We start from the raw sequence: 22,118 nt of genomic DNA, 5'->3' as shown, positions 1-22,118 counted from the left end.
GTTTCTGGTCAGAACACGCCTCCTGAAAGGACCTGAAAATGACCAAATCGATTCTGCACATTGATGCCTCTGCCCGCCGCGCCAGCTCGGTCACCCGTGACCTGAGCAAGGATGTCGTTGCCCGTCTGGACGGCGACGTCGTCACACGTGACCTGTTCGACGCCCCACCCCACATGAGCGAAAGCTGGATCGGCGCCAACTTCACCCCCGAAGCCGACCGCACCGACGCCCAGAAAGAACTGTTGGCCCTGTCCGACAAGCTGATCGAGGAAGTCAAAGCTGCGGACGTGCTGGTTATCGGCATTCCCGTCTACAACTTCACGATTCCGACCAACCTCAAGGCCTGGGTCGACATGATCTGCCGCGCGGGCATCACGTTCCGCTACACCGAAGCTGGCCCCGAAGGTCTGCTCACCGGCAAACGCGCCATTCTGGTCGCCGCCACCGGCGGCACGCCCGTGGGCTCGGAAATTGATTTCGCCACAACCTACATGCGTCACATCCTGGGCTTTGTCGGCATCACCGATGTTCAGGTTGTCGCCGCTGACCGCCTGTCGGTCGATGCCGAAGGTTCGATTGCCGCGGCCAAGGAACAAGTGGCCAAACTGGCCGCCTAAGCGTTGGCCTGCGCCAAACGCAGGCTTTGACATCATGGGGTGCCCACCCCTAGCATCCGGCGCATTGATTTTCAGTGCGCCGGATTTTTTTATGCCCCGTTCCGTTTTCACACCCCCCGCGCGGGCTGTTCCATGAAGGTGCTGCAAGACAGCCCTGACCGCCTGCTGCTGGACGAAACACCGTGGGTTCTGGCGCTGATGCTGACCGGGTTCATCCTGATCTTTGCGGGCAGCGGCCTGTTCATCATGTCGGCAGAACCGATGTTCGGGCTGGTCTTTGCCGTCTTTGGCAGCGGCATAGGTGTCGTTGTGCTGATTGCATTGGTGCAACGGTTGCAGGTTGTCCTTGATCGCACCGCCGGCACGGTCACGATCCGCCGCAAGTCCATGTTGCGGTATGATCAGGTCGTTCACGCGCTGGCGGATGTCAGCCATGCCGAACTGGAAACCACCGTCGGGTCCAAAGGCACGACGCTGGCGCGGCCCGTTCTGGTCCTGTCGCGCGGGATGAGCGCGGGACGGCATCCGCTGATATCGGCCTATTCCAACCTGTCCGGCCCGCCGAAGATGGTCGAGGCCATCAACCGCTGGCTCGACCAACAGCCCCGGCCCGCATCCGCCGGTGTTGACTCGGGCCGTCCCGCGCCGTAAACGCGCACCCAACATCCGGGAGCATCAGCCTTCCGGTCCCTGACAGATCAGGGATCGCCCTCCGTCAGCGCGTTGCGCCCACGGGGGCGCTCTTGGTTTGAACTTGGGAAATTCCTCACCGCTTCCTACATAGGGGGCAGATCGAAACGGGCACGAAAGGCGCTTGGCATGTTTGAAAATCTATCCGAACGGCTTGGCGGGGTCTTTGACCGTCTGACCAAACAGGGTTCGCTGTCCGACGAGGATGTGAAAACCGCCCTGCGCGAAGTGCGCGTCGCCCTGCTGGAAGCGGACGTTTCGCTGCCCGTGGCACGCGATTTCGTCAAGGCCGTGCAGGAAAAGGCCACAGGCCAGGCGGTGACCAAGTCGATCACCCCCGGCCAGCAGGTCGTCAAGATCGTGCACGACGCGCTGATCGACACGCTGCGCGGCGAGGGCGAACCCGGCGCGCTGAAAATCGACAACCCGCCCGCGCCGATCCTGATGGTCGGCCTGCAGGGTGGCGGTAAAACGACCACCACGGCAAAGCTGGCCAAACGCCTGAAAGAGCGCGACGGCAAGAAGGTCCTGATGGCCTCGCTGGACGTCAACCGTCCGGCGGCTATGGAACAGCTGGCCATTCTGGGTGTGCAGATCGGTGTCGACACCCTGCCCATCGTCAAGGGCGAAGACCCCGTCGCCATCGCCAAACGCGCCAAGACACAGGCCAGCATGGGCGGCTATGACGTCTATATGCTGGACACCGCGGGCCGTCTGTCGATCGACGAAGAGCTGATGCAACAGGTCGAAGCGGTGCGCAATGTCGCCAACCCGCGCGAAACGCTGCTGGTGGTCGATGGCCTGACCGGTCAGGACGCCGTGCACACCGCCCAGAACTTTGACGACCGTATCGGCATCACCGGCGTTGTCCTGACACGGATGGACGGCGACGGGCGCGGCGGTGCGGCGCTTTCGATGCGTGCGGTGACCGGCAAGCCGATCAAGTTCGTCGGTCTGGGCGAGAAGATGGACGCGCTGGAGACCTTCGAGCCGGAGCGGATCGCGGGCCGTATCCTGGGCATGGGCGACATCGTGGCCCTGGTCGAAAAGGCGCAGGAAACCATCGAGGCCGAACAGGCCGAAAAGATGATGAAGCGCATGGCCAAGGGTCAGTTCAACATGAACGACCTGCGCATGCAGCTGGAACAGATGATCAAGATGGGCGGCATGCAAGGCATGATGGGCATGATGCCCGGCATGGGCAAAATGGCCAAACAGGTCGAGGCGTCGGGCTTTGACGACAAGATATTGAAACAGCAGATCGCGCTGATCCAGTCGATGACCAAGAAAGAGCGCGCCAACCCTGCCCTGCTTCAGGCCAGCCGCAAAAAGCGCATCGCGCGCGGCGCGGGCATGGAAGTGTCGGAACTGAACAAGCTGCTGAAAATGCACCGCCAGATGTCCGACATGATGAAGAAAATGGGCAAGATGGGCAAAGGCGGGATGCTGAAACAGGCCATGAAAGGCATGTTCGGCAAGGGCGGCCCCAGCCCCGAAGAGATGGCCGCAGGCATGGACCCCAAGGCGCTGGAAGCCGCCGCCAAACAGATGGGCGGCAAACTGCCCGCCGGTCTGGGTGGCATGGGCGGCGGCATGGGCCTGCCGTCGGGTCTGTCCGGCTTTGGGAAGAAGAAATAGATGACCGACACTGTGAAACTTGCCGCCGAACTCCTCAAAGGCCACCGCGCCAGCATCGACCGGCTGGACGCCATCCTGGTCTACACCTTGGGCGAGCGGTTCAAACACACTCAGGCTGTGGGGAAACTCAAAGCCGAACACGACCTTCCCCCGTCCGACCCTGCGCGCGAAGCCACGCAGATCGCACGGCTTGAAGATTTGGCGACCGAGGCCGACCTCGACCCCGAATTCGCCAAGAAGTTCCTGAACTTCATCATCGCTGAAGTCATTCAGCACCACAAACAGCACCAATCCTGAAACGGGGTTAGCCCCGTCAAAGCCATCACTTAGGAGATACCAACCATGGCCATGAAAATTCGTCTCGCCCGCGGCGGTTCCAAGAAACGCCCCTTCTACCGTATCGTAGCCGCCGACAGCCGCATGCCGCGCGACGGCCGTTTCATCGAGAAACTGGGCACATATAACCCGCTGCTGGCCAAAGACAGCGAAGACCGCGTGAAAATGGACATCGAGCGCATCCAGCACTGGATCGCCCAAGGCGCGCAGCCCACAGACCGTGTGGCCCGTATGCTGGAAGCCGCTGGCGTGAAAGAGAAAACCGAGCGTAACAACCCCAACAAGGGCACACCCGGCAAGAAAGCCCAGGCGCGCGTCGAAGAGAAAGCGGCCAAGAAAGCTGCCCTCGAAGAAGCCGCCAACGCACCGGCAGAAGAAGCAGCCGCAGAAGAGTAACTCTGGCTGTTATCTGATTTCAGGCCCGGTCCACGCAGGTGGGGCGGGTCTTTTTCGTGTGGGGTCAGAAGTGTGCGGATGTCGGTCGCCAAGCAAAACCGGCTTTTTGTGAGAGCTTGCTGACCTAGGGCGCGACGCTGCGTCTGTAGGGCGGGGCAAAGCGGTCATTCGTGAGAATTGCAGCGAACGGCAGGTTTGAGCCCAGTGAGACCAATGCTGCAGTTTGCACGAATGTCGACTTCATTAGGTACGGAAAAAACGTGAAAAAATCAAAGCGGGTTTTGCCAAGGGTTTGTGTCACAAGAACTATCATTGATTTCGCTGAGCAGGAGACCAATGATTAAAACGACCGTTTCTGGAATGCTTTGTGCCGGACTACCCTGTAAAGCCTTTTGCGCGGGCTTCTTCAATTGTAGGCAACTGATTTCCGCTATGATGTTGTTTGGCGTATTGAGTAGCTCTCACAATAATTCTGTTATCGGCATCTGGGTCTGACCATGCCTCGAACAGGCTGGACGCTACAGTGTTTGCGGTTTCGGGTGGGTCGCCGTGATTTTCTAAGGATTCAAGGTAGTAGTACGCGCGGACAAAGGTTTTGCCTCGTTCCACGTTGCCATTCAGGTCTTTTTGAGCCGCCATAGGCCCGGTGGAAAAAGGCTGTGTTATCGTTCTGAATGTTGCAGTCAGAACCAAGTACACCAACTGCACAAACCAGATAATAATGCCTAATAATAATTTTATCACCGAGCCGCCTTTTCTTGCAAACAGAGCGGACACTTAACACGAGCGCGCAGCGAAGTAACTGCTCAAGAAACCACCGTTTTTTGGCACGCTCCCGAAGCAGCCATTGGCGCAGCCGCAGCGAATGCACACTTTGTCCGCTTAATGGACATCGGCTGATTATGCAGCGAACGACCGCTTCGAGCCCACCTTGACGTTACCACACAGGGCAGCGCCTGACCGCGGGTGGGCATCGGAGACGTTGGTGTGTGCCACTTTATTTCTATGCTTTGGCGTGGGGATGATGAACCGCAAGACGGTGAGAAAGCGCCCGCCCATGGGGCGGTCGGGCGCTGCCCGGCGGTGCTTCGCACCTTGACTCCGGGCTTTGGTGGACGTCCGCTAGGTCCGCTCACCGACGCTGATGCAGATTGGCCCGAAGGTCCGGTTTGGGTCAGACATGCTTGGCACGGATCAACGACCCGATTTAGAAAGTCTGTCGCCTGGCGCCGAATTTGAACGACGTTCAAGGATGGCTCAGTCCTTGCGGTGACCGTCCTGCGCCTTGATCAGCGCCTCGATCTCCAGCAGGCGCTGCAACACCTCGTCGCGGTAGGTGTCTGTCTTTTCGTTGGTTTCTTCGTTGTGGGCGTCCTGCATCGAATTCACGATCAGACCGACCAGCAAGTTCACTACGGCAAAGGTCGTGACCATGATGAACGGGATGAAGAAGGTCCACGAATAGGGGTAAACCTCCATCACCGGGCGCACGATGCCCATCGACCAGCTTTCCAGCGTCATGATCTGGAACAGCGAATAGCCCGACCGCGCCAGCGTGCCGAACCAGTCGGGAAAAGCCGCGCCAAACAGTTTGGTCGCCATCACCGCGCCGATGTAGAAAATCACGCCCATCAGCAGGAACACCGACCCCACCCCCGGCAGCGCATTGACCAGCCCGTCCACCACGCGGCGCAAGGACGGCGCCACCGAAATCACCCGGAGCAACCGCAAGATCCGCATCGCCCGCAGCACGCTGAGGCCCTGGGTTGCGGGGATCAGCGAAATCGCCACGATCACGAAATCGAACACGCTCCAGCCGCGCCGGAAAAAGTCGAGGCCGCGCCCGTAGATCTTGAGCGCGATCTCGACCACGAAGATCGCCAGACACAGCGTATCCAGCGTCTTGATCAACGGACCGGCCGCCGCCATCGCCTGATCCGAGGTTTCAAGCCCGAGGATCACGGCATTGAACAGGATCACGCCCAGAATGAAATTCTGAACCGCGGGCTGGTCGGTGAAACGGGCCACGCGGGCGCGCAGGCCGGGCTGGGAGAGAGCGGGTGAATCAGTCATAGCAGCACATATCGGATGCGGCCCCAGACTGTGCAAGGGGCGTCGCACACAGATAGCTGGCGAAATGCAGGGCAAGTGCCGCGTTGGCGAAAAACCCCGCTTCCTGGGTCCACCATGCGCATGAAACGCCTTGTACCCCTGCCCTGCCAGCGGCCTTGCGGAACACGGCCCGCGGGATTTTCCGCAGCGAACAGAAACGCAGTGGGCGGCACTGGACACTCGGCAATGCCCGCGACAGGGTGCATAAGGTTTAGTAGGGTTTTGTAAGCGTGTTCAAACTCTTTCGGATGATTGTCCTGTTGCCGGTCGCTTTCGCCGCCGGTTGGATTTATGAAAGCCAGGCAGCCGCGCAACGGTGTACCGATGCAGGTGGCATCATGCGCGACGGGATTTGCAGAGGTGTGAAGTGAGCAAGGATGAACTGGTTTGCGTGGGCGCCATCAGCGGCGCCTATGGGGTGAAGGGCGAAGTGCGGATCAAATCGTTCTGCGCAACCCCCGAGGACATCGAGGCCTATAGCCCGCTGACCGACGAAACCGGCAAGCGGTCGTTTTCGCTGGCCATCGTGCATTCCGTCAAGAACGGCTTTGTCGTGCGCATTGCCGAAGTGGCGACCAAGGAAGAGGCCGACGCGCTGAAGGGCGTGACCCTGCATGCACACCGCGACCAGCTGCCGTCGTTGCCTGATGATGAATTCTACCACGCCGACCTGGTCGGCCTGACGGTCGTGGACACCGGCGGCACCGAACTGGGCCGTGTCAAATCGGTGCAGAACCACGGGGCGGCAGACCTGCTTGAGGTTGCCCTGCCCGACAGCAGCGCCACGGTGTTGCTGCCCTTCACAAAGGTGGCCGTGCCGACGGTCGATCTGGCGTCGGGGCGCATCGTGGCCGACCCGCCCGAAGGGCTGTGGCCGTGATCACGGAACCGCGAGCGGATTTGGGTGTTGCTATCACAGACAGGCGGTTGGCGCCTGCCTGTGAAAGGATACCCCATGTTAAAGCTTATTCTGATCCTGTTGGTGGTGGCCGCCGTGGCCGGTCTGTTCGGCTTTGGCCGCCTGTCAGGGGCCGCGCTGAGCGGCGCGAAGTTCCTGATTTTCATCGCGCTGGTTCTGTTCCTGCTGGTCATTCTGGGCGTTGTCGCCATCGCCTGACCCGTTCCCTGATCGCGCATGGCGGCTGAACGGACGCCTGCCATGCGCATCATCATCCACGCAGGGTTTCACAAGACCGGCACGACCACCGTGCAAAAGACCCTGCGGGCCAACCGCGAGGTTTTGCGCCCGCATTGCCGCATCATCCTGCGCCCCGGCATGGTGGCCCTGTGCGAGGCGGCGCGCGCCTATTCCATCAGCCGCAGCCAGACCGACCTGGCCATGATCGGCTACGAGGCGGCGGCGCTGGCCGACGGCTGGGCCACGCGGGGCAAGGATATTGTCATCAATTCCGAGGATCTGGCGGGACATATGCCCGGACGGCATGGGCTGACCGCTTACGACGCGACGCCGCGCATCATGAAGGCGCTTGTTCAGGCCTTTGCCGCCGCCGCACCGGTTGCGGAACAGGTGCTGTATTTCACCACCCGCGCCGCATCGCCGTGGTTGCGCAGTTGCTATGTTCAGCATTTGCGGGCCACGCGGATCACACTGGATGCCGAGGCCTATGCGACCGACATGGCAGGCTCTGCCAATCTGGATCAGATCGTTGCAGAGGTCGCCGCCGCAGTGCCGGACATTCGGGTGGTGTCGCAACCGCTTGAGGCCTGCAAGACCCCGCTTGGCCCGCTTGCGCCCCTGCTGGATCTTCTGGGCGGCATCGACCCCGCCACGCTGACGCCCCGCCCCCCCGACAACACCGCGCCGCCCCAGGGCAAGATCGACGCGATGCTGGCGATGAACCGCTCTGATCTCTCCAATGCCGACTGGCGCGTCGCCAAGGACACGCTGAAGCGCGAGGATTTCTGATGCCTGCAAAGGTCGTCCTGCACGTTGGCTTTCACAAGACCGGCACGTCGACGGTGCAAAACCTGCTGCGGACCAATCGCGCCCTGCTAAAGCCAAACCTGGCCATGCGGCTGAAACCGCAGATGACCGACCTGCTGCACGCCACGCGCGGCTATTCGACGTGGCGTGACAAGATCTCGCTTGCCAAGGTTGCACGGCGGTTCGACCTGCTGCTGCAAGACCTGCCGGGGATGCCGCGCCGCACGCTGGTCATCTCTGCCGAAGAGCTTTCAGGCCATATGCCCGGCCGCGGCGACCTGGCGGATTATTCAGCCGCTCCAGAGTTGGCGCGCATCTATGTGGAGTGGGTGCAGCGGTATTTCCCGGCCTGCGAGGTGGCAATCTATGCCTCGACCCGCGATCCTGAAAACTGGCTGCGCAGCGCCTATTGGGAGCATGTGAAATCCTCCTCCATGACGCTGGATTTCACCGATTTTGTCGCCCGCTATGGCCATGCTGCCGATCTGGACGGGGTGGTGGATGACATCGCCGCCGCCGTGCCCTGCCGCGTGTTCCGCGCGCGGCTTGAGGCGGCGCAGACCTTGCGACTTGGCCCCGCGCAACCCTTGCTGGACCTGTGCAATGTGCCGCCCGAGACACTGGCACGGATCATGCCGCCGCCGGTGGCCAATGCCGCTCTGGATCAATCTGTGCTACAGGCCTTGCTGGAAGCGAACCGCACCTATACCGACCGTGACGCACGCAAGGCGGCCAAACAAGCCATCCTGGCCAGAGCCCAAGGAACAGACCGATGAAATCACATGGCCGCAAGAGCATTCGCGCGACGTTGAAGCCTTCGTCGCTGATGGACGAAACGCCCGATCTGGTCGGCGTCTGGCAGGCGCGGATCGTGACGCTGTTCCCCGGTGCCTTTCCCGGCGTGCTGGGCGAAAGCCTGACGGGGCGCGCGTTGCAGGACGGGTTGTGGCAGTTGCACACCCATGATTTGCGCGAACACGGGCTGACCAAGCACCGCAATGTCGATGACACCCCTGCGGGCGGTGGTGCGGGCATGGTGCTGCGCGCCGATGTGGTCGGCCCCGCCATCGCCGATGCGCAAAGCCATGCGCGCGGACGCTGGCCGATCCTGTACATGTCGCCACGCGGCCGACGGTTCGATCAGGCGATGGCCCGCGACCTGGCCCGGTGCGACGGCGTGACCATGCTGTGCGGACGGTTCGAGGGCGTGGACGAACGGGTGCTGGAGGCATTCGGCATCACCGAGGTGTCCTTGGGCGATTTCGTGATGACGGGGGGCGAACTGGCGGCGCAGGCGATGATTGACGCCACCGTGCGCCTGTTGCCCGGTGTGCTGGGCAACGCGGAAAGTGCGGTGGACGAAAGCCATTCGGCGGGGCTGTTGGAACACCCGCAATACACAAAACCTGCCGAATGGCAGGGCCGCGCGATCCCCGAGGTGTTGATGTCCGGCAATCACGCCAAGATTGCCGAATGGCGGCGCGAGATGTCGGAAAAGATCACCGCCGAGCGGCGGCCCGACCTGTGGGCGCAGCACAAAGACCGGCAAGGCGAGAAATAGACCCTATTTCTTGGTCTGCATCCGCTGGACCATTTTCAACACCATGCGGCGGGGCAACAGCGGGATGATCCAGTTCACCGCAAAGCCCAGCTTGGCATCGTTCACCGTCACCAGATCGCCGCGCATCATCGCGTCGTACCCGTGGCGGGCCACCGTGTCGGGCGTGGCCCCGCCGTTGTTCACCAGATCGGTGCCGTTCAGGTCGCTGACATCGGCAAATTCGGTTTTGACATAGCCGGGGCACAGCGCCGTGCAGGTCAGCCCGCGCTTGCGGTTTTCCTGATCAATCGCCTGGCTGAACGATTTGACGAAAGCCTTGGTGGCGAAATAGGTCGCCTGCAAGGGGCCGGGCATGAACCCGGCGGTCGAGGCGACGTTCAGGATTTTACCGCCGCCGTTCGCCACCATGTCGTTTGCGAACAGATGCGTCAGTGTCACCAGTGCTTTGATATTCAGGTCGATCATCGCAAGGTCGCGGGCCAGATCGCGCTCCAGAAACCGTCCCTGCCCGCCAAAACCTGCATTGTTGATCAGGATGTCGATGCTCAGCCCTGCGGCCTTCACCTGATCATACAGCGCCTGCGCGCCGCCTTCGGCCCCCAGATCCAGCGCAAAGACATGGGCGGTGACGTTATGCGCGGTCTGCACTTCGCTTGCCAATGCGTCCAGCGCATCCTTGCGTCGCGCGGTCAGGATGACATCACCGCCTTGCGCGGCGTGATAGCGGGCGAATTCCATACCGATGCCAGAGGAAGCGCCGGTGATCAGGGCGGTGTTGGGCATGCGTGCTGTCCTTTCTGCTCTGCTTCAAAACAAAGATAGCACGCATGCGCCGGTATTCATCTTTTAGGACAAAAGCCGTTTCAACGGTGCGATGCGCCGGATCACCAATGCATCCAGCGCCAGAACGGTCACCAACGTCAGCCCCGCCATCGGAAAGGCCAGCGAGACCGCCAGCCCCACGACCACAGCCCCCTTCCACAGCGGCATGTCACGCGGCAAGGGCGGTGCGGCCAGACGCAGGCCATTGCCGGCGCGACGCTTCCACCACATCACGACGCTGGTCAGACACAGGGCCAACACGCACAGGCAGAACAGCGTGTTCGCCAGAACGCTCCACAGGCCCAGCGTGCCCATGTGCAGGGCAATGCCCACCGCCATCGCCTTGCCCGCCAGTGAATAATCGTCATAGCGCACATCGGCCAGAATATTGCCCGTAAAGCGGTCAATGTGGGTGGTGCGGTCGGCTGTCGGGCTGACGCTGTCGTTGTTCATGGAATCGCGGGCCAGCGTCCAGACACCGTTCGCCCCGCTGGGCAGGTTCATCTGGTAGCGGCCTTCGAACCCGATCCGACGGGCCTGCGCGTCGATGCTGTCGATGTCCGGCGTCGCCTGCGCCGCAGGCGTGCCCGCCGTGCTGCCAGAGGCCGGCATCGGTGTCTGCTCCAACGCCCAGGGCACCTCTTTGGGGCCGTCGTTCATGCTGCCGTGGGTCTTGTCCGACAGGGGCACGTTGTCCCATTTCTCGGCCGGGAACTGGCTCCAGGCTTGCACCATCTTTTCGCCCCAGACACCCGACCATGACAGGCCCGACAGCAGGAAAAACACCAGCACCACGGAAATCCACAGGCCGATGGACCCGTGCAGCGACTTCCACGCACTGCGCCCCCCCTTGAACGACGGCACCAGCGCCCGACGCCCGCCGCCATCACGCGGCCACCACATGTACAGGCCGGTGGCGATAAGGACCATGCCCAGCGATGCGGCGATTTCCAGCATCCGGTCGCCGGTCACGCCCAGCAGCAACTCGGAATGGATATTGTCCGCCAGATCATACCACCCCGACCGACGCGGCCATGTCTGGATCACTTGGGCGGTATAGGGATCGACGGCGACCATCGTCGCCATATTGTCCACGTCCACACGGAACACCGCCGCACGGTCTGCGGCGCGCGGGGCGACATATTGCACCAGCACGCTGTCATAGACGGCGGCAAGGGCGGCGTCGGCCTGTATGCTGACGGCCAGCGGTGCCTCTTGCGGCACAACGGGGATGCGTTCGCCGTCACGACCGCCCAAAAAGGCGATCCACAGCATGGTCATGCCGGTCAGGGCAAGGATTGCGAAAAACGGGATGACATACAGCCCCGCATAGAAATGCCAGCGCCAGGCTGCGCGGTAAAAGGCAGACGTGTCGGATGACCGCGCAGGCGCGGCAGTGGGGTCGATCGAGACCATGGGAATGTCCTCTGACAAGGGTAAAGTGGGATAGGCGTGTGGTGTCAGAGAAGGATCGGCGGCCCGCGCGTATGGTTCTGGGTGCGCCCTTGTTGCCCGGCCACCAGTGCCGCCGTTTGAAACGTCGGCACATAGGCGCGGATTTGCAAGGCTGCGGGCACCATCAGCGGGCTGTGCAGCACCGCTTGGGCCACACCGGCGGACCAGTCACAGCGGTCGTGCTGTGCCTGGACCGGGTTGCCGCCGGCGTCCAGCGTCACGGTTGTGGTGCCGTCACCGGTACACAGCACCAGCGTGAAACCACCCGCCTGTGCGACAGGCATGGTGCCCGGCGTCAGACAGGAAAACGCCACGAACAACAGCACATGCACCGCGCGGATCAGCGCGGTTGACTTGCCGGACAAACGTGACACAAACGAAACCATGCAGGGGGTTTAGCAAAGCCACAGCATTGCGCCAGCGCAAAACCCGCCTGCGTCATTCTGCGCAGGAGCAACTCCCGTCACCTGCCCCCTTGACCGGGCCTGTCCATCCACCCTATACCGCGCAAGTTCGGAATCGGCCCATGCCGCCCGGACCGTTTGGCCTGTGGCATTCCTTCGATGATCCCGCACGGTGCGAAACGCATAACAAGGAACGGTGCTTGAACACTCCCTGCGGGCGGCGATGCCGGACCCGGCGAAGACAGGAAGCTCTGAGGCGCGCAAATCTTCGTGGAGCAACCACGAGCATAAAGGAGAAGGTCAGATGAACCTGATCGCACAGATCGAAGCGGAGCAGATTGCTGCGCTGGGGAAAGAAATCCCCGATTTCAAAGCGGGTGACACCATCCGCGTCGGTTACAAAGTGACCGAAGGCACACGCACCCGTGTGCAGAACTACGAAGGCGTCTGCATCGCGCGCAACAACGGCAACGGCATTGCCGGTTCGTTCACCGTGCGCAAGATTTCCTTTGGTGAGGGCGTGGAACGTGTGTTCCCCCTGTTCTCGACAAACATCGAAGACATCACTGTCGTGCGTCGTGGCCGTGTCCGTCGCGCCAAGCTGTACTACCTGCGGGCCCGTCGCGGTAAATCCGCGCGTATCGCAGAAGTCACCAACTACAAGCCCAAGTCGGGCGCCAGCGCGTAAGGAACCGGATCATGAAAGCCGATACACACCCCGACTATCACATGATCGACGTCAAAATGACGGACGGCACCGTGGTGAAAATGAAATCGACATGGGGCAAGGAAGGCGACCAACTGTCGCTGGACATCGACCCCTCCGTGCACCCCGCGTGGACCGGCGGCTCCAGCCGTCTGATGGACACCGGCGGCCGCGTGTCGAAGTTCAAGAACAAATACGCCGGTCTGGGCTTCTAAGCCTGACCGCAATCATGACGAAGGGCGCGGCCAGCGATGGCTGCGCCCTTTTTCGTTCTGGGGGAGGCAACGCACGCTGTGCTCAGGCAACCTTAACCCGTGGGCGGCATCCTTGGCCCCGTTGCAACACCCGCCGGCGTGGGCCATCACCCCCGTCGGCAGCCTACAGGACCAGAGGCGCGCGTGGCGCGTCATATCTGAACGGTTCAGACATGCAGGGATAAAATCCTGTCTCAATTCCGATCTGGCGGCGCCGCCTTTTTTACGGGCTTCCCACGATCCACATCAGATGAAATGAAACAACTGCCCCGGAGTTTTCCGCCGCAGACGTTCCGCGTGAGTGTATCTAACCCACACCGGCCCTTAGGTGCGGTATGGGGCAAGGTCCGGTGTGCTGGACGAAGCTGCTGTTCACCAAGCCCGGAATCAAGGCACGAAGTGCCGCCGGGCAGCGCCCGACCGCCCGTCACGCCGGAGGCGTGCCTAAGATAATCGGCGCACCTTTGGTGCGACGGGCGGGCGCTTCCTCACCGTCTTGCGGTTCTTCATCCTCACGCCAAAGTTTAGAAATAAAGTGGCACCTACGGATGTTGTGATGCCCACCCGCGGTCTGGCGCTGCCCTCTGTGGCAATGCCGCTCTGCCCCACAACCACCCCGCACACTGTCATTTTTGCCAGCTTTGCGCCTCTCCCTGCTTTTCACAGGTCGATCCACAACATATAGTGTGCCAAAGAAGGCAAACCGCACAGAAACAGCGGGTGCAAGGGGACAGGCATGGCGCATATTATCGTCGTCGGAAACGAAAAGGGCGGCGCGGGGAAATCCACCGTGTCGATGCACGTGGCAACCGCGTTGGCGCGTATGGGCCACAAGGTCAGCGCGCTGGATCTGGACCTGCGGCAGCGCACCTTCGGGCGTTATGTCGAGAACCGCCAAGGGTTCCTGAAAAGCGCCGAGCTGACCCTGCCCAGCCCGGAAGTGCACGAGCTGCCCGAGATTGACCCCGGCACGCTGAAACCCGGCGAGAACATCTATGACCACCGGCTCAGCGCCGCCGTCGCCTCGCTGGAGCCGGACAACGATTTCATCCTGATCGACTGCCCCGGCAGCCACACCCGCCTGAGCCAGGTGGCGCATTCGCTGGCCGACACGCTGATCACGCCGCTGAACGACAGCTTTGTCGATTTCGACCTGCTGGCGCGGATTGATGCGACGGGTGACAAGATCCTGGGGCCATCGGTCTATTCCGAAATGGTCTGGAACGCGCGGCAGTTGCGCGCGCAGGCGGGCTTGCAGCCCATCGACTGGATCGTGGTGCGCAACCGCATGGGCGCACAGCGGATGGTCAACAAGGAAAAGATGGAGCGCGCGATCAAGATGCTGGCCAAGCGCATCGGCTTTCGCATCGCCCCCGGCTTTTCCGAGCGTGTGGTGTTCCGCGAGCTGTTCCCGCGCGGGCTGACCCTGCTGGACCTGAAAGACATCGGCGTCAAACAGTTGAACATCTCGAACGTGGCCGCACGGCAAGAGCTGCGCGACCTGATCAAGGCGTTGAACCTGCCGGGCGTGACCGTCGATTTCTAAGACACCCGCTGCGCCAGCCGCAGCAACATGCGACGCAGGGCGGCCACGTCCTCGTCGCCCAGCATCTCGGCCAGCGCGTCGTCATAATCCTTGGCAATCTTGCGCAAGTCGCGATAGGCGGCCTGCCCCTGCGCCGTCAGCTCCAGATGCTCGGCCCGCCGGTCTTGCTCATCACGCACACGGGTCAGGAACCGCCGCTCGGCCAACCGCTGCACCGCGCGGCTGATCTTGGTCTTGTGCAGCCCCGACCGGTCGCGGATGTCCGATGCGGTCAACCGCCCGTACATTCCCAGATGGAACAACACCCGCCATTCATTGCGCAACATGCCATAACGGCCTTTGTAGACGCTTTGAAAATCCAGCGACGACGCCTCGGCGGCCTGGTTCAGCAGATAGGGCAGAAAGCTCTGCAGATCGAATGTGTCTTGATCGGCCATTTTCCACCCGTTGCTGTTGTTAGTTACAAATCCAACTATTACACATGCAACGAATCTGCAAGACTGCCGCATCAGGCACTGCACGGGAGGATCGCAATGAACACGCACACCACGCCCAGCACCATGGTTCAGGCACCCGACACCGGCGGCACCACCCCCGGCTATATGCCCGGCTTTGGCAACGATTTCGAAACCGAGGCCCTGCCCGGTGCCCTGCCCCAGGGCATGAACAGCCCGCAAAAGGTCAACTATGGCCTTTACGGCGAACAGCTGAGCGGCACCGCCTTTACCGCGCCCAGTCACCAGAACGAACGCACCTGGTGCTATCGCATCCGCCCCTCGGTGAAACATTCGCACCGGTACGCGCGCATCGACCTGCCCTATTGGAAATCCGCGCCGCACATCCCTGACAACGTGACCTCGCTAGGTCAGTACCGCTGGGACCCGGTGCCCCATTCCGGCCAGTCCTACACATGGCTCACCGGAATGCGTACGATGACCACGGCCGGTGATGTGAACACCCAGGTGGGCATGGCCAGCCACATCTATCTGGTCACCGACAGCATGGTCGACAGCTATTTCTACTCGGCCGACAGCGAACTGCTGATCGTCCCGCAAGAGGGCCGCCTGCGGTTCTGCACCGAGCTGGGTGTGATCGACCTTGCCCCGCAGGAAATCGCGATCATCCCGCGCGGGTTGCTCTACCGCGTCGAAGTGCTGGAAGGCCCCGCGCGCGGGTTCGTCTGCGAGAACTACGGACAGAAATTCGACCTGCCGGGCCGTGGCCCCATCGGCGCCAACTGCATGGCCAACCGCCGCGATTTCAAAACGCCGGTGGCCGCGTATGAAGACCGCGAAACGCCCAGCACCGTGACAATCAAATGGTGCGGCCAGTTTCACCAGACCCGCATCGGCCACAGCCCGCTGGACGTGGTCGCATGGCACGGGAACTACGCGCCGGTGAAATACGACCTGACCACCTATTGCCCCGTCGGCGCGATCCTGTTCGACCACCCCGATCCGTCGATCTTTACCGTGCTGACCGCCCCTAGCGGCGTCGAAGGCACGGCCAACATCGACTTTGTCCTGTTCCGCGAGCGCTGGATGGTGGCCGAGGATACTTTCCGTCCGCCGTGGTATCACAAGAACATCATGTCCGAGATGATGGGCAATATTTACGGCCAGTATGACGCCAAACCACAGGGCTTTGTCCCCGGCGGCATGTCGCTGCACAACATGATGCTGCCGCACGGGCCGGACAAGAATGCGTTCGAGGGCGCGTCAAATGCTGATCTCAAGGCCGAGAAGCTGGACAACACCATGTCGTTCATGTTCGAAACCCGGTTCCCGCAGCACCTGACCGAATTCGCTGCGAAAGAGGCGCCTTTGCAGGACAACTACATCGACTGCTGGACCGACATCGAAAAGAAATTCGACGGCACGCCGGGCAAGAAATAACGCCCCCGCGCCGATCTGAAATACCGGGCGGCCCGCGCGTGGCCGCCCACAATCCATAGGAACCACATATGCCCCTGATGAAAAGCTGGATCACCAGCGCCAATTCCGCCGACACCGACTTTCCGCTGAACAACCTGCCCTATGGCGTGTTCTCGGTCGGGGACGACGATCCGCGCTGCGGCGTGGCGATTGGCGACATGATCCTGGATCTGGCCGCTGCCGAAGATGCTGGATTGGTCACGCTGACCGAATACCCGCTGTTCGACGTGCCGTTCTGGAACGAGGTCATGGAAGAAGGCCCCGCCGTCTGGGCCGCCCTGCGCGCGCGCCTGATGCAATTGCTGTCCGAGGGCAGCGCCGATCAGGACAAGGTCGCACCGCTGCTGGTGCCAATGGCCGATGCCACGATGCACCTGCCGATGGTCGTGGCCGAGTACACCGACTTTTACGCCGGTCGCCACCACGCCACCAACGTCGGCACCATGTTCCGGGGCGCGGAAAACGCCCTGCCGCCGAACTGGCTGCACATTCCCATCGGCTACAACGGCCGCGCGTCGTCGGTCGTGGTGTCCGGCACCGACATCCGCCGCCCCTGGGGCCAGCTTAAGGGACCGAACGACGACAAGCCCCGCTTTGCCCCCTGCGCGCGTTTCGACATCGAACTGGAAATGGGCGCCATCGTCGGCACCCCGTCCGACGGCCCGCTGACCGTGGACGAAGCTGACGCTGCAATCTTTGGCTACGTGTTGCTGAACGACTGGTCGGCGCGTGACATTCAGGCGTGGGAATATCAACCGCTCGGCCCCTTCCAGGCCAAGGCGACCGCCACCACCATCAGCCCGTGGATCGTGACCAAGGCAGCGCTTGAACCCTTCCGCACCGACACGCCCGCGCGTGAATTCGAACTGTTGGACCACCTCAAGGACACCGGCCCGATGCTGTACAACATCGACCTGTCCGTGACCCTTACGCCTGCGGGCAAGGACGCCAGCGTGATCGCGCGCACCAACTACAACGAAATGTACTACTCCTCTGCCCAGCAACTGGCGCACCACACCACCGCAGGCAGCCCGATGACACCGGGTGACCTGCTGGGGTCGGGCACCATTTCCGGCGCAGAGAAATCCGAACGCGGCAGCCTGCTGGAACTGAGCTGGGGCGGCAAGGAACCCTTCACGCTCGACACCGGCGAAACCCGCAGCTTTATCGAGGATGGCGACACGCTGGGCCTGCACGGTCACGCGTCGGGCGACGGTTATCGCATCGGTTTTGGCCCCTGCATCGGCACCGTGCTGCCCGCGCTGGACGATCCGTACAAACGCTGACATCGCTTCATCTTGCTAGAAAAACGCCCGCCGGAGGCTCCGGCGATGACCAAAAAGGACCACATTCATGGCCAAGGCATTCGCGTCCCAAGGGGACATGACCGAAAAGAAAATCTCGTTCACCGAAGTCGGTGAGGGCCTCTATGCCTTTACCGCCGAAGGCGACCCGAACTCGGGCGTTATCATCGGCGACGACAGCGTGATGATCGTCGAGGCGCAGGCCACCCCGCGTCTGGCCAACAAGGTCATCGACTGCGTGCGCAGCGTCACCGACAAACCGATCAGCCACGTGGTGCTGACCCACTATCACGCGGTCCGCGTGCTGGGCGCGTCGGCGTTCAATGCCAACCAGATCATCATGTCCGACACCGCGCGCGGCATGGTCGCGGAACGCGGGCAAGAGGACTGGGACAGCGAATTCCAACGCTTTCCCCGCCTGTTCGAAGGCCATGAAAGCATCCCCGGCCTGACCTGGCCCACCACCACCTTCAACGACAAGATGACCGTCTATCTGGGCAACCGCCGCGTGGACCTGATGCATCTGGGTCGTGCCCATACGGCGGGTGACATCGTGGCCCACGTGCCCGACCAGAACGTGATGTTCACCGGTGACATCGTCGAATACCACTCGGCCTGTTACTGCGGCGACGGGTATTTCGGCGACTGGGGCACCACGCTGGACCGGATCAAGGCGTTCGACGTTGACGCCATCGCACCGGGGCGCGGTGACGCGCTGGTGGGGCAAGAAATGGTGAACGCCGCCATCGAAAACACCCGCGATTTCGTCGACAGCACCTATGCCGCCGCCGCCCGTGTCGCGGCACGTGGCGGGTCGCTGAAAGAGGCATGGGACGCCGTGCGCGAAGCCTGCGACCCCAAGTTTGCCGATTACGCGATCTACGAACACTGCCTGCCCTTCAACGTCGCCCGCGCCTATGACGAGGCCCGCGGCATCGCGCATCCGCGCATCTGGACCGACAAGCGTGACGTGGAAATGTGGGAAGACCTGCAATCATGACGACCTGGGGCGCGGTTTTTCTGGTGGTACAGGGGCTGGTCTTTGTCCTTTGGGCATTCCAGATGTTCCGCGCCCTGTTTCAGGCCCGCCGCATCGCCGTCGCCAAAAGTGGCAGGATGTGGCCCGGCCCTTTCGCTGCACTTGCCGCCTTGCGTGACTGGGCGCGCAGCCATCCGCGTGAGCGCAATCAGCTGCTTGTTACCACCGCCGTGCTTTTCCTGTTCATCGCACTTGGCCCGTTGCGTGCCACGCTCCACCCTTGAAGGACCCGACATGGCATATGATTACACCCCATTTCCTTATGTCGCCCCGCCCGGCCTGACAGAACCCGAAGCGCGCCACCCGGTTGTGATCGTGGGCGCAGGCCCCATCGGGCTGGCCATGGCCATTGACCTTGCGCAGCATGGCGTGCGCTCTGTGGTGTTGGACGACAACAACGTGGTTTCGGTCGGCAGCAGGGCGATCTGTTGGGCCAAGCGCACGCTTGAAATCTTTGACCGCCTCGGCGTCGGCGACCGGATGCTGGCCAAGGGCGTGACGTGGAAAGTGGGCCGCCTGTTCCATGGCGACAAACCGGTCTACAGCTTTGACCTGTTGCCCGAAGAGGGCCACAAATACCCCGCCTTCATCAACCTTCAGCAATATTACGTCGAACAGTATCTGGTCGAGCGGGCACAGGAACTGCCGGAGCTGATCGATCTGCGGTTCCTGAACAAGGTGACGGGGCATACGGACAAGGGCGATCACGTACTGATCGACGTGGAAACCCCCGATGGCACCTACCAGTTGGAAGCCGACTATTACATCGCTGCCGAAGGCGCTGGATCTCCCACCCGCAAGCGCATGAACCTGCCGTTCGAAGGCCAGACCTTCGAAGAGCATTTCCTGATCGTCGACGTCGAAATGCAGAAAAGCCCGTTCGAGAGCGACAGCCCCGAACGCTGGTTCTGGTTCGCACCGCCCTTTCACCACGGGCAGTCTGCGCTGTTGCACAAGCAGCCCGACAACATCTATCGCATCGACCTGCAACTGGGCCCCGACACAGACCCAAAGGCCGAGGCGACCGAGGAAAAGGTGATCCCACGGATCAAGGCCATTGTCGGGGATACGCCGTTCCGGCTGGACTGGATGAGCGTCTACAAGTTCCGCTGTGCCAAGCTGGACCGTTTTGTACATAATCGGGTGCTTTTCGTAGGAGACAGCGCCCACGTCGTGTCGCCCTTTGGGGCGCGCGGCGGCAATGGCGGCATTCAGGACGCGGACAACCTGGGCTGGAAACTGGCCGCCGTCCTGTCCGGCGATGCCCCTGCAACCCTGCTGGACAGCTACAACGAAGAACGCAGCCACGGCTCGGCCGAGAACATCCTGAATTCGTCCCGTGCCACCAATTTCATGACCCCGAAAAGCCCCATCGAAGCGCTGTTTCGCAACGCGGTTCTGGACCTTGCCGAAACCCACCCCTTTGCGCGCAAGCTGATCAACTCGGGCCGCTTGTCGCAACCCTGCTCGCTGCACGGAAAAGCCCTGCAAACCGGGGAGCACCCGATGGTGGGCCAATCGCTGATCGACGCGCCGGTGGGCGATGGCTGGCTGGTCGAACAGGCGCAGGGCGCGTTTACGCTGCTGAGCCTTGGTGCCGATGCCGCGCCTGATGTGGAGGGCATCCGCCCGCTGCACATCGCAGAACCTTCGCCTGAACTGTCGCGCCGCTATGGCACCGGGCACTATCTGATCCGCCCCGACGGCCATATCTGCGCCCGCTTCGACAGCGCAGACAGGGAACACATCACCGCCGCACTGGCCCGTGCCAAAGGACAAGCACGATGATCCTTCAAGACAACCTCGGACCGAATGGCGACACGATCTACAACGCGCTGATGCACGCCCACGAAGGGCTGACCGAGGCCGAAAGCCACGCCCTGAACGCCCGCCTTGTGCTGATGCTGATCAACGAAGTGGCCGATCCCGACCGCATCGCCGCCCTGCTGCAAGAGGCCCGCCGCCCCGCGTCGTCGGTGTAGTCAACGCGAAGGTCTATGGCGCGTACAGCCCCGTCCGGCAGGCCCGACTGATCACTTCGGGCTGCGCGCCCTGACCCAGCAGTTGCCCCACAGCCGCCGCCTGCGCCGCCTGCATCCGTGCGACCAGTTCCGCGTCGGACAGGTCGTGGCGGGTGACCTTGGCAAACCACGCTTCTTCCAGGATCAGGTCCTCGATCAGCGGATCGATCACCGCGCCGCCGCCACCGGGATAGCGGTAGTGCCCCACGCCGCCTTTCTTGCCCATGCGCCCCTCGGCCACCATGCGCGGCAGGATGGGCGACGCCGCCCCCTGCCTGCGGTCCAGCACCACGTCCAGCCCCAGCAGGTCCATCGCAGCACATGGCCCCATGGCATAGCCCGCCGCCTCCAGCGCCTCGTCCAGCTCCCATGGGTTCGTGTGAAACATCAGCAATCGATCCGCCGCCAGCCAAAAGCTGTCCTGCAAGGCGGCCGCGACCTCGGCTTCGGTCAAACGGAAATACTCTCGACAAAGCGGTGTTTGGCGATCACCGCCAGCAGGTCGTTCACCGAGGATTGCACCGGACGGTTGGCGGTGTCCACCTGTGCCTGTGCGCGCTCGTATTGGGGGGTGCGGGCGGTCAGCAGCGCCTTGAGCTGTTCCATCGCCGCCGGATTGTCCTTCATCGGGCGCAGGTCGCCTTGGGCACGGACACGCGCCATATGTTCGGCGGGGCTGGTGCGGACCCAGACTGTGTGGAAGCGGTCCAACAGGGTGGTATAGGTCTGCGGTTCGGCAACGATGCCGCCGCCCACCGCCAGGATCATGCGGTTTTCGCTCTGGATCACCTCGTCCAGCACCTCTTGTTCCAGATCGCGGTAGCCGTCTTGCCCATACAGCCCCATAACCTCGGACACGGGCATACCTGCGTGTTCCTCGATCAGCTTGTTCAGCTCCAGGAACGGGATGCCAAGTGCCGCCGCCGCAGCCTTGCCCAGCGTCGATTTTCCCGCGCCGCGCAGACCGACCAGACAGATCCGCTGTGCCCGCGCGCCGCCGGGCGCGTGCGGGGCCAGCATCGCGCGCACGCGGCCCTGAACCTCCGGTCCTGCAGCCTGGAACAGATGCGCGACGCGCAAGGTGTCATCGCTGAGCGGTGCGTCATCCGCCAGCAAGGCCGACACCGACACGCCCAGCGCATCGGCAACACGGGCCAGCAACAGGATGGAAATATTGCCCTGCCCCGTTTCCAGTTGCGCCAGATAGCGCGGCGACACGCCCGACCGGTCCGACAGCGTACGGCGCGGCAGTTTTTGTGCCTTGCGCGCCTCGCGCACCCGCTGGGCCAATCGCTGGATCAGCGGGTTGTCGGTGGGGGTGTTGGACTGGTCCGTCAT

27 protein-coding genes are annotated in these 22,118 nt (G+C 62.4%); 19 read left to right on the top strand and 8 right to left on the bottom strand.

What is annotated here, in order from left to right:
* Nucleotides 1–38: 38 nt before the first annotated feature.
* The 5 genes from BUC08_RS08550 to rpsP all read left to right on the top strand — a co-directional run bounded on the left by BUC08_RS08550 (nt 39) and on the right by rpsP (nt 3,677).
* Nucleotides 39–617, top strand: coding sequence for an FMN-dependent NADH-azoreductase (locus BUC08_RS08550; RefSeq protein WP_037928009.1), 579 nt, complete (start codon nt 39–41; stop codon nt 615–617).
* A 132-nt stretch (nt 618–749) separates the two neighbouring features.
* Nucleotides 750–1,268, top strand: coding sequence for a hypothetical protein (locus tag BUC08_RS08545; protein WP_051694522.1), 519 nt, complete (start codon nt 750–752; stop codon nt 1,266–1,268).
* Between the two features lie 168 nt (nt 1,269–1,436).
* On the top strand, nt 1,437–2,945 hold the full coding sequence (gene ffh, locus BUC08_RS08540; protein WP_037928006.1) for a signal recognition particle protein: 1,509 nt from the start codon (nt 1,437–1,439) through the stop codon (nt 2,943–2,945).
* Nucleotides 2,946–3,242, top strand: a complete 297-nt coding sequence (locus BUC08_RS08535; RefSeq protein WP_037928003.1) for a chorismate mutase — start codon at nt 2,946–2,948, stop codon at nt 3,240–3,242. It begins immediately after the preceding gene.
* 45 nt (nt 3,243–3,287) lie between these two features.
* Nucleotides 3,288–3,677, top strand: a complete 390-nt coding sequence (rpsP, locus tag BUC08_RS08530) for a 30S ribosomal protein S16 (protein WP_028957151.1) — start codon at nt 3,288–3,290, stop codon at nt 3,675–3,677.
* A gap of 375 nt (nt 3,678–4,052) precedes the next feature.
* Here the strand turns inward: rpsP and BUC08_RS24305 are convergent, their stop codons facing one another.
* Entirely contained in the window at nt 4,053–4,421 is a 369-nt protein-coding gene (locus tag BUC08_RS24305) for a hypothetical protein (RefSeq protein ID WP_143186706.1), read from the bottom strand.
* 513 nt (nt 4,422–4,934) lie between these two features.
* Complete coding sequence (locus BUC08_RS08525; RefSeq protein WP_051694519.1) at nt 4,935–5,750, bottom strand: ion transporter; 816 nt, start codon at nt 5,748–5,750, stop codon at nt 4,935–4,937.
* 406 nt (nt 5,751–6,156) lie between these two features.
* Here BUC08_RS08525 and rimM point away from each other — a divergent pair, with 406 nt between their 5' ends.
* From rimM to trmD, 5 genes are all read left to right on the top strand, one after another.
* Complete coding sequence (rimM, locus tag BUC08_RS08520; protein WP_037928000.1) at nt 6,157–6,669, top strand: ribosome maturation factor RimM; 513 nt, start codon at nt 6,157–6,159, stop codon at nt 6,667–6,669.
* Between the two features lie 75 nt (nt 6,670–6,744).
* Nucleotides 6,745–6,906 carry a DUF1328 family protein gene (locus BUC08_RS08515; protein WP_037927997.1) on the top strand — a complete coding sequence of 54 codons (162 nt, stop codon included), beginning with the start codon at nt 6,745–6,747 and terminating at the stop codon, nt 6,904–6,906.
* Between the two features lie 42 nt (nt 6,907–6,948).
* Nucleotides 6,949–7,716, top strand: coding sequence for a hypothetical protein (locus BUC08_RS08510; RefSeq protein WP_037927994.1), 768 nt, complete (start codon nt 6,949–6,951; stop codon nt 7,714–7,716).
* Complete coding sequence (locus tag BUC08_RS08505) at nt 7,716–8,510, top strand: hypothetical protein (protein WP_037927991.1); 795 nt, start codon at nt 7,716–7,718, stop codon at nt 8,508–8,510. The genes BUC08_RS08510 and BUC08_RS08505 overlap by 1 nt, the downstream gene beginning before the upstream one ends.
* Nucleotides 8,507–9,295 (top strand): tRNA (guanosine(37)-N1)-methyltransferase TrmD, encoded by a 789-nt coding sequence (trmD, locus tag BUC08_RS08500; RefSeq protein WP_037927988.1) that lies wholly within the window; start codon nt 8,507–8,509, stop codon nt 9,293–9,295. Before BUC08_RS08505 ends, trmD begins: the two co-directional genes overlap by 4 nt.
* Nucleotides 9,296–9,298: 3 nt before the next feature.
* Here the strand turns inward: trmD and BUC08_RS08495 are convergent, their stop codons facing one another.
* The 3 genes from BUC08_RS08495 to BUC08_RS08485 form a co-directional block, all read right to left on the bottom strand.
* Nucleotides 9,299–10,078, bottom strand: a complete 780-nt coding sequence (locus BUC08_RS08495) for an SDR family NAD(P)-dependent oxidoreductase (RefSeq protein WP_037927985.1) — start codon at nt 10,076–10,078, stop codon at nt 9,299–9,301.
* Nucleotides 10,079–10,141: 63 nt separating this feature from the next.
* A complete protein-coding gene (locus BUC08_RS08490) occupies nt 10,142–11,533 on the bottom strand; it encodes a PepSY-associated TM helix domain-containing protein (RefSeq protein ID WP_037927983.1) in 1,392 nt (463 codons plus the stop codon).
* Nucleotides 11,534–11,577: 44 nt separating this feature from the next.
* Complete coding sequence (locus BUC08_RS08485) at nt 11,578–11,946, bottom strand: hypothetical protein (RefSeq protein ID WP_143186705.1); 369 nt, start codon at nt 11,944–11,946, stop codon at nt 11,578–11,580.
* Between the two features lie 334 nt (nt 11,947–12,280).
* On the opposite strand from BUC08_RS08485, the gene rplS reads away from it, so the two are divergent.
* The 3 genes from rplS (at nt 12,281) to BUC08_RS08470 (ending at nt 14,482) form a co-directional block, all read left to right on the top strand.
* Nucleotides 12,281–12,664, top strand: coding sequence for a 50S ribosomal protein L19 (gene rplS / locus BUC08_RS08480; RefSeq protein ID WP_037927979.1), 384 nt, complete (start codon nt 12,281–12,283; stop codon nt 12,662–12,664).
* Nucleotides 12,665–12,675: 11 nt separating this feature from the next.
* The gene (rpmE, locus tag BUC08_RS08475; RefSeq protein ID WP_028957141.1) at nt 12,676–12,897 is read left to right on the top strand and encodes a 50S ribosomal protein L31; all 222 of its coding nucleotides are present in this window, start codon (nt 12,676–12,678) and stop codon (nt 12,895–12,897) included.
* A gap of 775 nt (nt 12,898–13,672) precedes the next feature.
* Complete coding sequence (locus BUC08_RS08470) at nt 13,673–14,482, top strand: division plane positioning ATPase MipZ (RefSeq protein ID WP_037927976.1); 810 nt, start codon at nt 13,673–13,675, stop codon at nt 14,480–14,482.
* Here the strand turns inward: BUC08_RS08470 and BUC08_RS08465 are convergent.
* Nucleotides 14,479–14,919 (bottom strand): MarR family winged helix-turn-helix transcriptional regulator, encoded by a 441-nt coding sequence (locus BUC08_RS08465; protein WP_037927973.1) that lies wholly within the window; start codon nt 14,917–14,919, stop codon nt 14,479–14,481. The genes BUC08_RS08470 and BUC08_RS08465 overlap by 4 nt on opposite strands.
* A 96-nt stretch (nt 14,920–15,015) precedes the next feature.
* Between BUC08_RS08465 and hmgA the strand changes: the two genes are divergently transcribed.
* From hmgA to BUC08_RS08435, 6 genes are all read left to right on the top strand, one after another.
* Nucleotides 15,016–16,377 (top strand): homogentisate 1,2-dioxygenase, encoded by a 1,362-nt coding sequence (gene hmgA, locus BUC08_RS08460; protein ID WP_037927971.1) that lies wholly within the window; start codon nt 15,016–15,018, stop codon nt 16,375–16,377.
* A 68-nt stretch (nt 16,378–16,445) separates the two neighbouring features.
* A complete protein-coding gene (gene fahA, locus BUC08_RS08455; protein ID WP_037927968.1) occupies nt 16,446–17,702 on the top strand; it encodes a fumarylacetoacetase in 1,257 nt (418 codons plus the stop codon).
* Between the two features lie 67 nt (nt 17,703–17,769).
* Nucleotides 17,770–18,720 (top strand): MBL fold metallo-hydrolase, encoded by a 951-nt coding sequence (locus BUC08_RS08450; RefSeq protein ID WP_037927965.1) that lies wholly within the window; start codon nt 17,770–17,772, stop codon nt 18,718–18,720.
* Nucleotides 18,717–18,983 carry a hypothetical protein gene (locus BUC08_RS08445; protein WP_037927962.1) on the top strand — a complete coding sequence of 89 codons (267 nt, stop codon included), beginning with the start codon at nt 18,717–18,719 and terminating at the stop codon, nt 18,981–18,983. Before BUC08_RS08450 ends, BUC08_RS08445 begins: the two co-directional genes overlap by 4 nt.
* A 10-nt stretch (nt 18,984–18,993) precedes the next feature.
* Complete coding sequence (locus tag BUC08_RS08440; RefSeq protein WP_037927960.1) at nt 18,994–20,547, top strand: FAD-dependent oxidoreductase; 1,554 nt, start codon at nt 18,994–18,996, stop codon at nt 20,545–20,547.
* Nucleotides 20,544–20,741: a DUF2783 domain-containing protein gene (locus BUC08_RS08435; protein ID WP_037927957.1), complete on the top strand. Its 198-nt coding sequence runs from the start codon at nt 20,544–20,546 to the stop codon at nt 20,739–20,741. The genes BUC08_RS08440 and BUC08_RS08435 overlap by 4 nt, the downstream gene beginning before the upstream one ends.
* 13 nt (nt 20,742–20,754) lie before the next feature.
* On the opposite strand, the gene BUC08_RS08430 is transcribed toward BUC08_RS08435, so the two are convergent.
* Together BUC08_RS08430 and BUC08_RS08425 are read right to left on the bottom strand one after the other, a co-directional pair.
* Entirely contained in the window at nt 20,755–21,234 is a 480-nt protein-coding gene (locus tag BUC08_RS08430) for a 3-hydroxyacyl-CoA dehydrogenase family protein (RefSeq protein ID WP_037927954.1), read from the bottom strand.
* Entirely contained in the window at nt 21,231–22,118 is an 888-nt protein-coding gene (locus tag BUC08_RS08425; RefSeq protein ID WP_037927952.1) for a helix-turn-helix transcriptional regulator, read from the bottom strand. The genes BUC08_RS08430 and BUC08_RS08425 overlap by 4 nt, the downstream gene beginning before the upstream one ends.

The organism is Pseudosulfitobacter pseudonitzschiae, from assembly GCF_900129395.1.
Lineage (GTDB): Bacteria > Pseudomonadota > Alphaproteobacteria > Rhodobacterales > Rhodobacteraceae > Pseudosulfitobacter > Pseudosulfitobacter pseudonitzschiae.
The sequence above is the reverse complement of the archived record's forward strand: the minus strand, read 5'-3'. Positions and strand labels throughout refer to the sequence as shown.

Coding starts and splice junctions, on each gene's coding strand:
- BUC08_RS08440 (WP_037927960.1), top strand. CDS start 18,994: ATGGCATATGATTACACCCCATTTCCTTATGTCGCCCCGCCCGGCCTG.
- BUC08_RS08470 (WP_037927976.1), top strand. CDS start 13,673: ATGGCGCATATTATCGTCGTCGGAAACGAAAAGGGCGGCGCGGGGAAA.
- BUC08_RS08545 (WP_051694522.1), top strand. CDS start 750: ATGAAGGTGCTGCAAGACAGCCCTGACCGCCTGCTGCTGGACGAAACA.
- BUC08_RS08550 (WP_037928009.1), top strand. CDS start 39: ATGACCAAATCGATTCTGCACATTGATGCCTCTGCCCGCCGCGCCAGC.
- hmgA (WP_037927971.1), top strand. CDS start 15,016: ATGAACACGCACACCACGCCCAGCACCATGGTTCAGGCACCCGACACC.
- BUC08_RS08490 (WP_037927983.1), bottom strand. CDS start 11,533: ATGGTCTCGATCGACCCCACTGCCGCGCCTGCGCGGTCATCCGACACG.
- BUC08_RS08435 (WP_037927957.1), top strand. CDS start 20,544: ATGATCCTTCAAGACAACCTCGGACCGAATGGCGACACGATCTACAAC.
- BUC08_RS08510 (WP_037927994.1), top strand. CDS start 6,949: ATGCGCATCATCATCCACGCAGGGTTTCACAAGACCGGCACGACCACC.
- trmD (WP_037927988.1), top strand. CDS start 8,507: ATGAAATCACATGGCCGCAAGAGCATTCGCGCGACGTTGAAGCCTTCG.
- rpsP (WP_028957151.1), top strand. CDS start 3,288: ATGGCCATGAAAATTCGTCTCGCCCGCGGCGGTTCCAAGAAACGCCCC.
- BUC08_RS08425 (WP_037927952.1), bottom strand. CDS start 22,118: ATGACGGACCAGTCCAACACCCCCACCGACAACCCGCTGATCCAGCGA.
- BUC08_RS08465 (WP_037927973.1), bottom strand. CDS start 14,919: ATGGCCGATCAAGACACATTCGATCTGCAGAGCTTTCTGCCCTATCTG.
- BUC08_RS08450 (WP_037927965.1), top strand. CDS start 17,770: ATGGCCAAGGCATTCGCGTCCCAAGGGGACATGACCGAAAAGAAAATC.
- rpmE (WP_028957141.1), top strand. CDS start 12,676: ATGAAAGCCGATACACACCCCGACTATCACATGATCGACGTCAAAATG.
- BUC08_RS08515 (WP_037927997.1), top strand. CDS start 6,745: ATGTTAAAGCTTATTCTGATCCTGTTGGTGGTGGCCGCCGTGGCCGGT.
- BUC08_RS08445 (WP_037927962.1), top strand. CDS start 18,717: ATGACGACCTGGGGCGCGGTTTTTCTGGTGGTACAGGGGCTGGTCTTT.
- ffh (WP_037928006.1), top strand. CDS start 1,437: ATGTTTGAAAATCTATCCGAACGGCTTGGCGGGGTCTTTGACCGTCTG.
- BUC08_RS08525 (WP_051694519.1), bottom strand. CDS start 5,750: ATGACTGATTCACCCGCTCTCTCCCAGCCCGGCCTGCGCGCCCGCGTG.
- BUC08_RS08505 (WP_037927991.1), top strand. CDS start 7,716: ATGCCTGCAAAGGTCGTCCTGCACGTTGGCTTTCACAAGACCGGCACG.
- BUC08_RS08495 (WP_037927985.1), bottom strand. CDS start 10,078: ATGCCCAACACCGCCCTGATCACCGGCGCTTCCTCTGGCATCGGTATG.
- rplS (WP_037927979.1), top strand. CDS start 12,281: ATGAACCTGATCGCACAGATCGAAGCGGAGCAGATTGCTGCGCTGGGG.
- BUC08_RS08535 (WP_037928003.1), top strand. CDS start 2,946: ATGACCGACACTGTGAAACTTGCCGCCGAACTCCTCAAAGGCCACCGC.
- fahA (WP_037927968.1), top strand. CDS start 16,446: ATGCCCCTGATGAAAAGCTGGATCACCAGCGCCAATTCCGCCGACACC.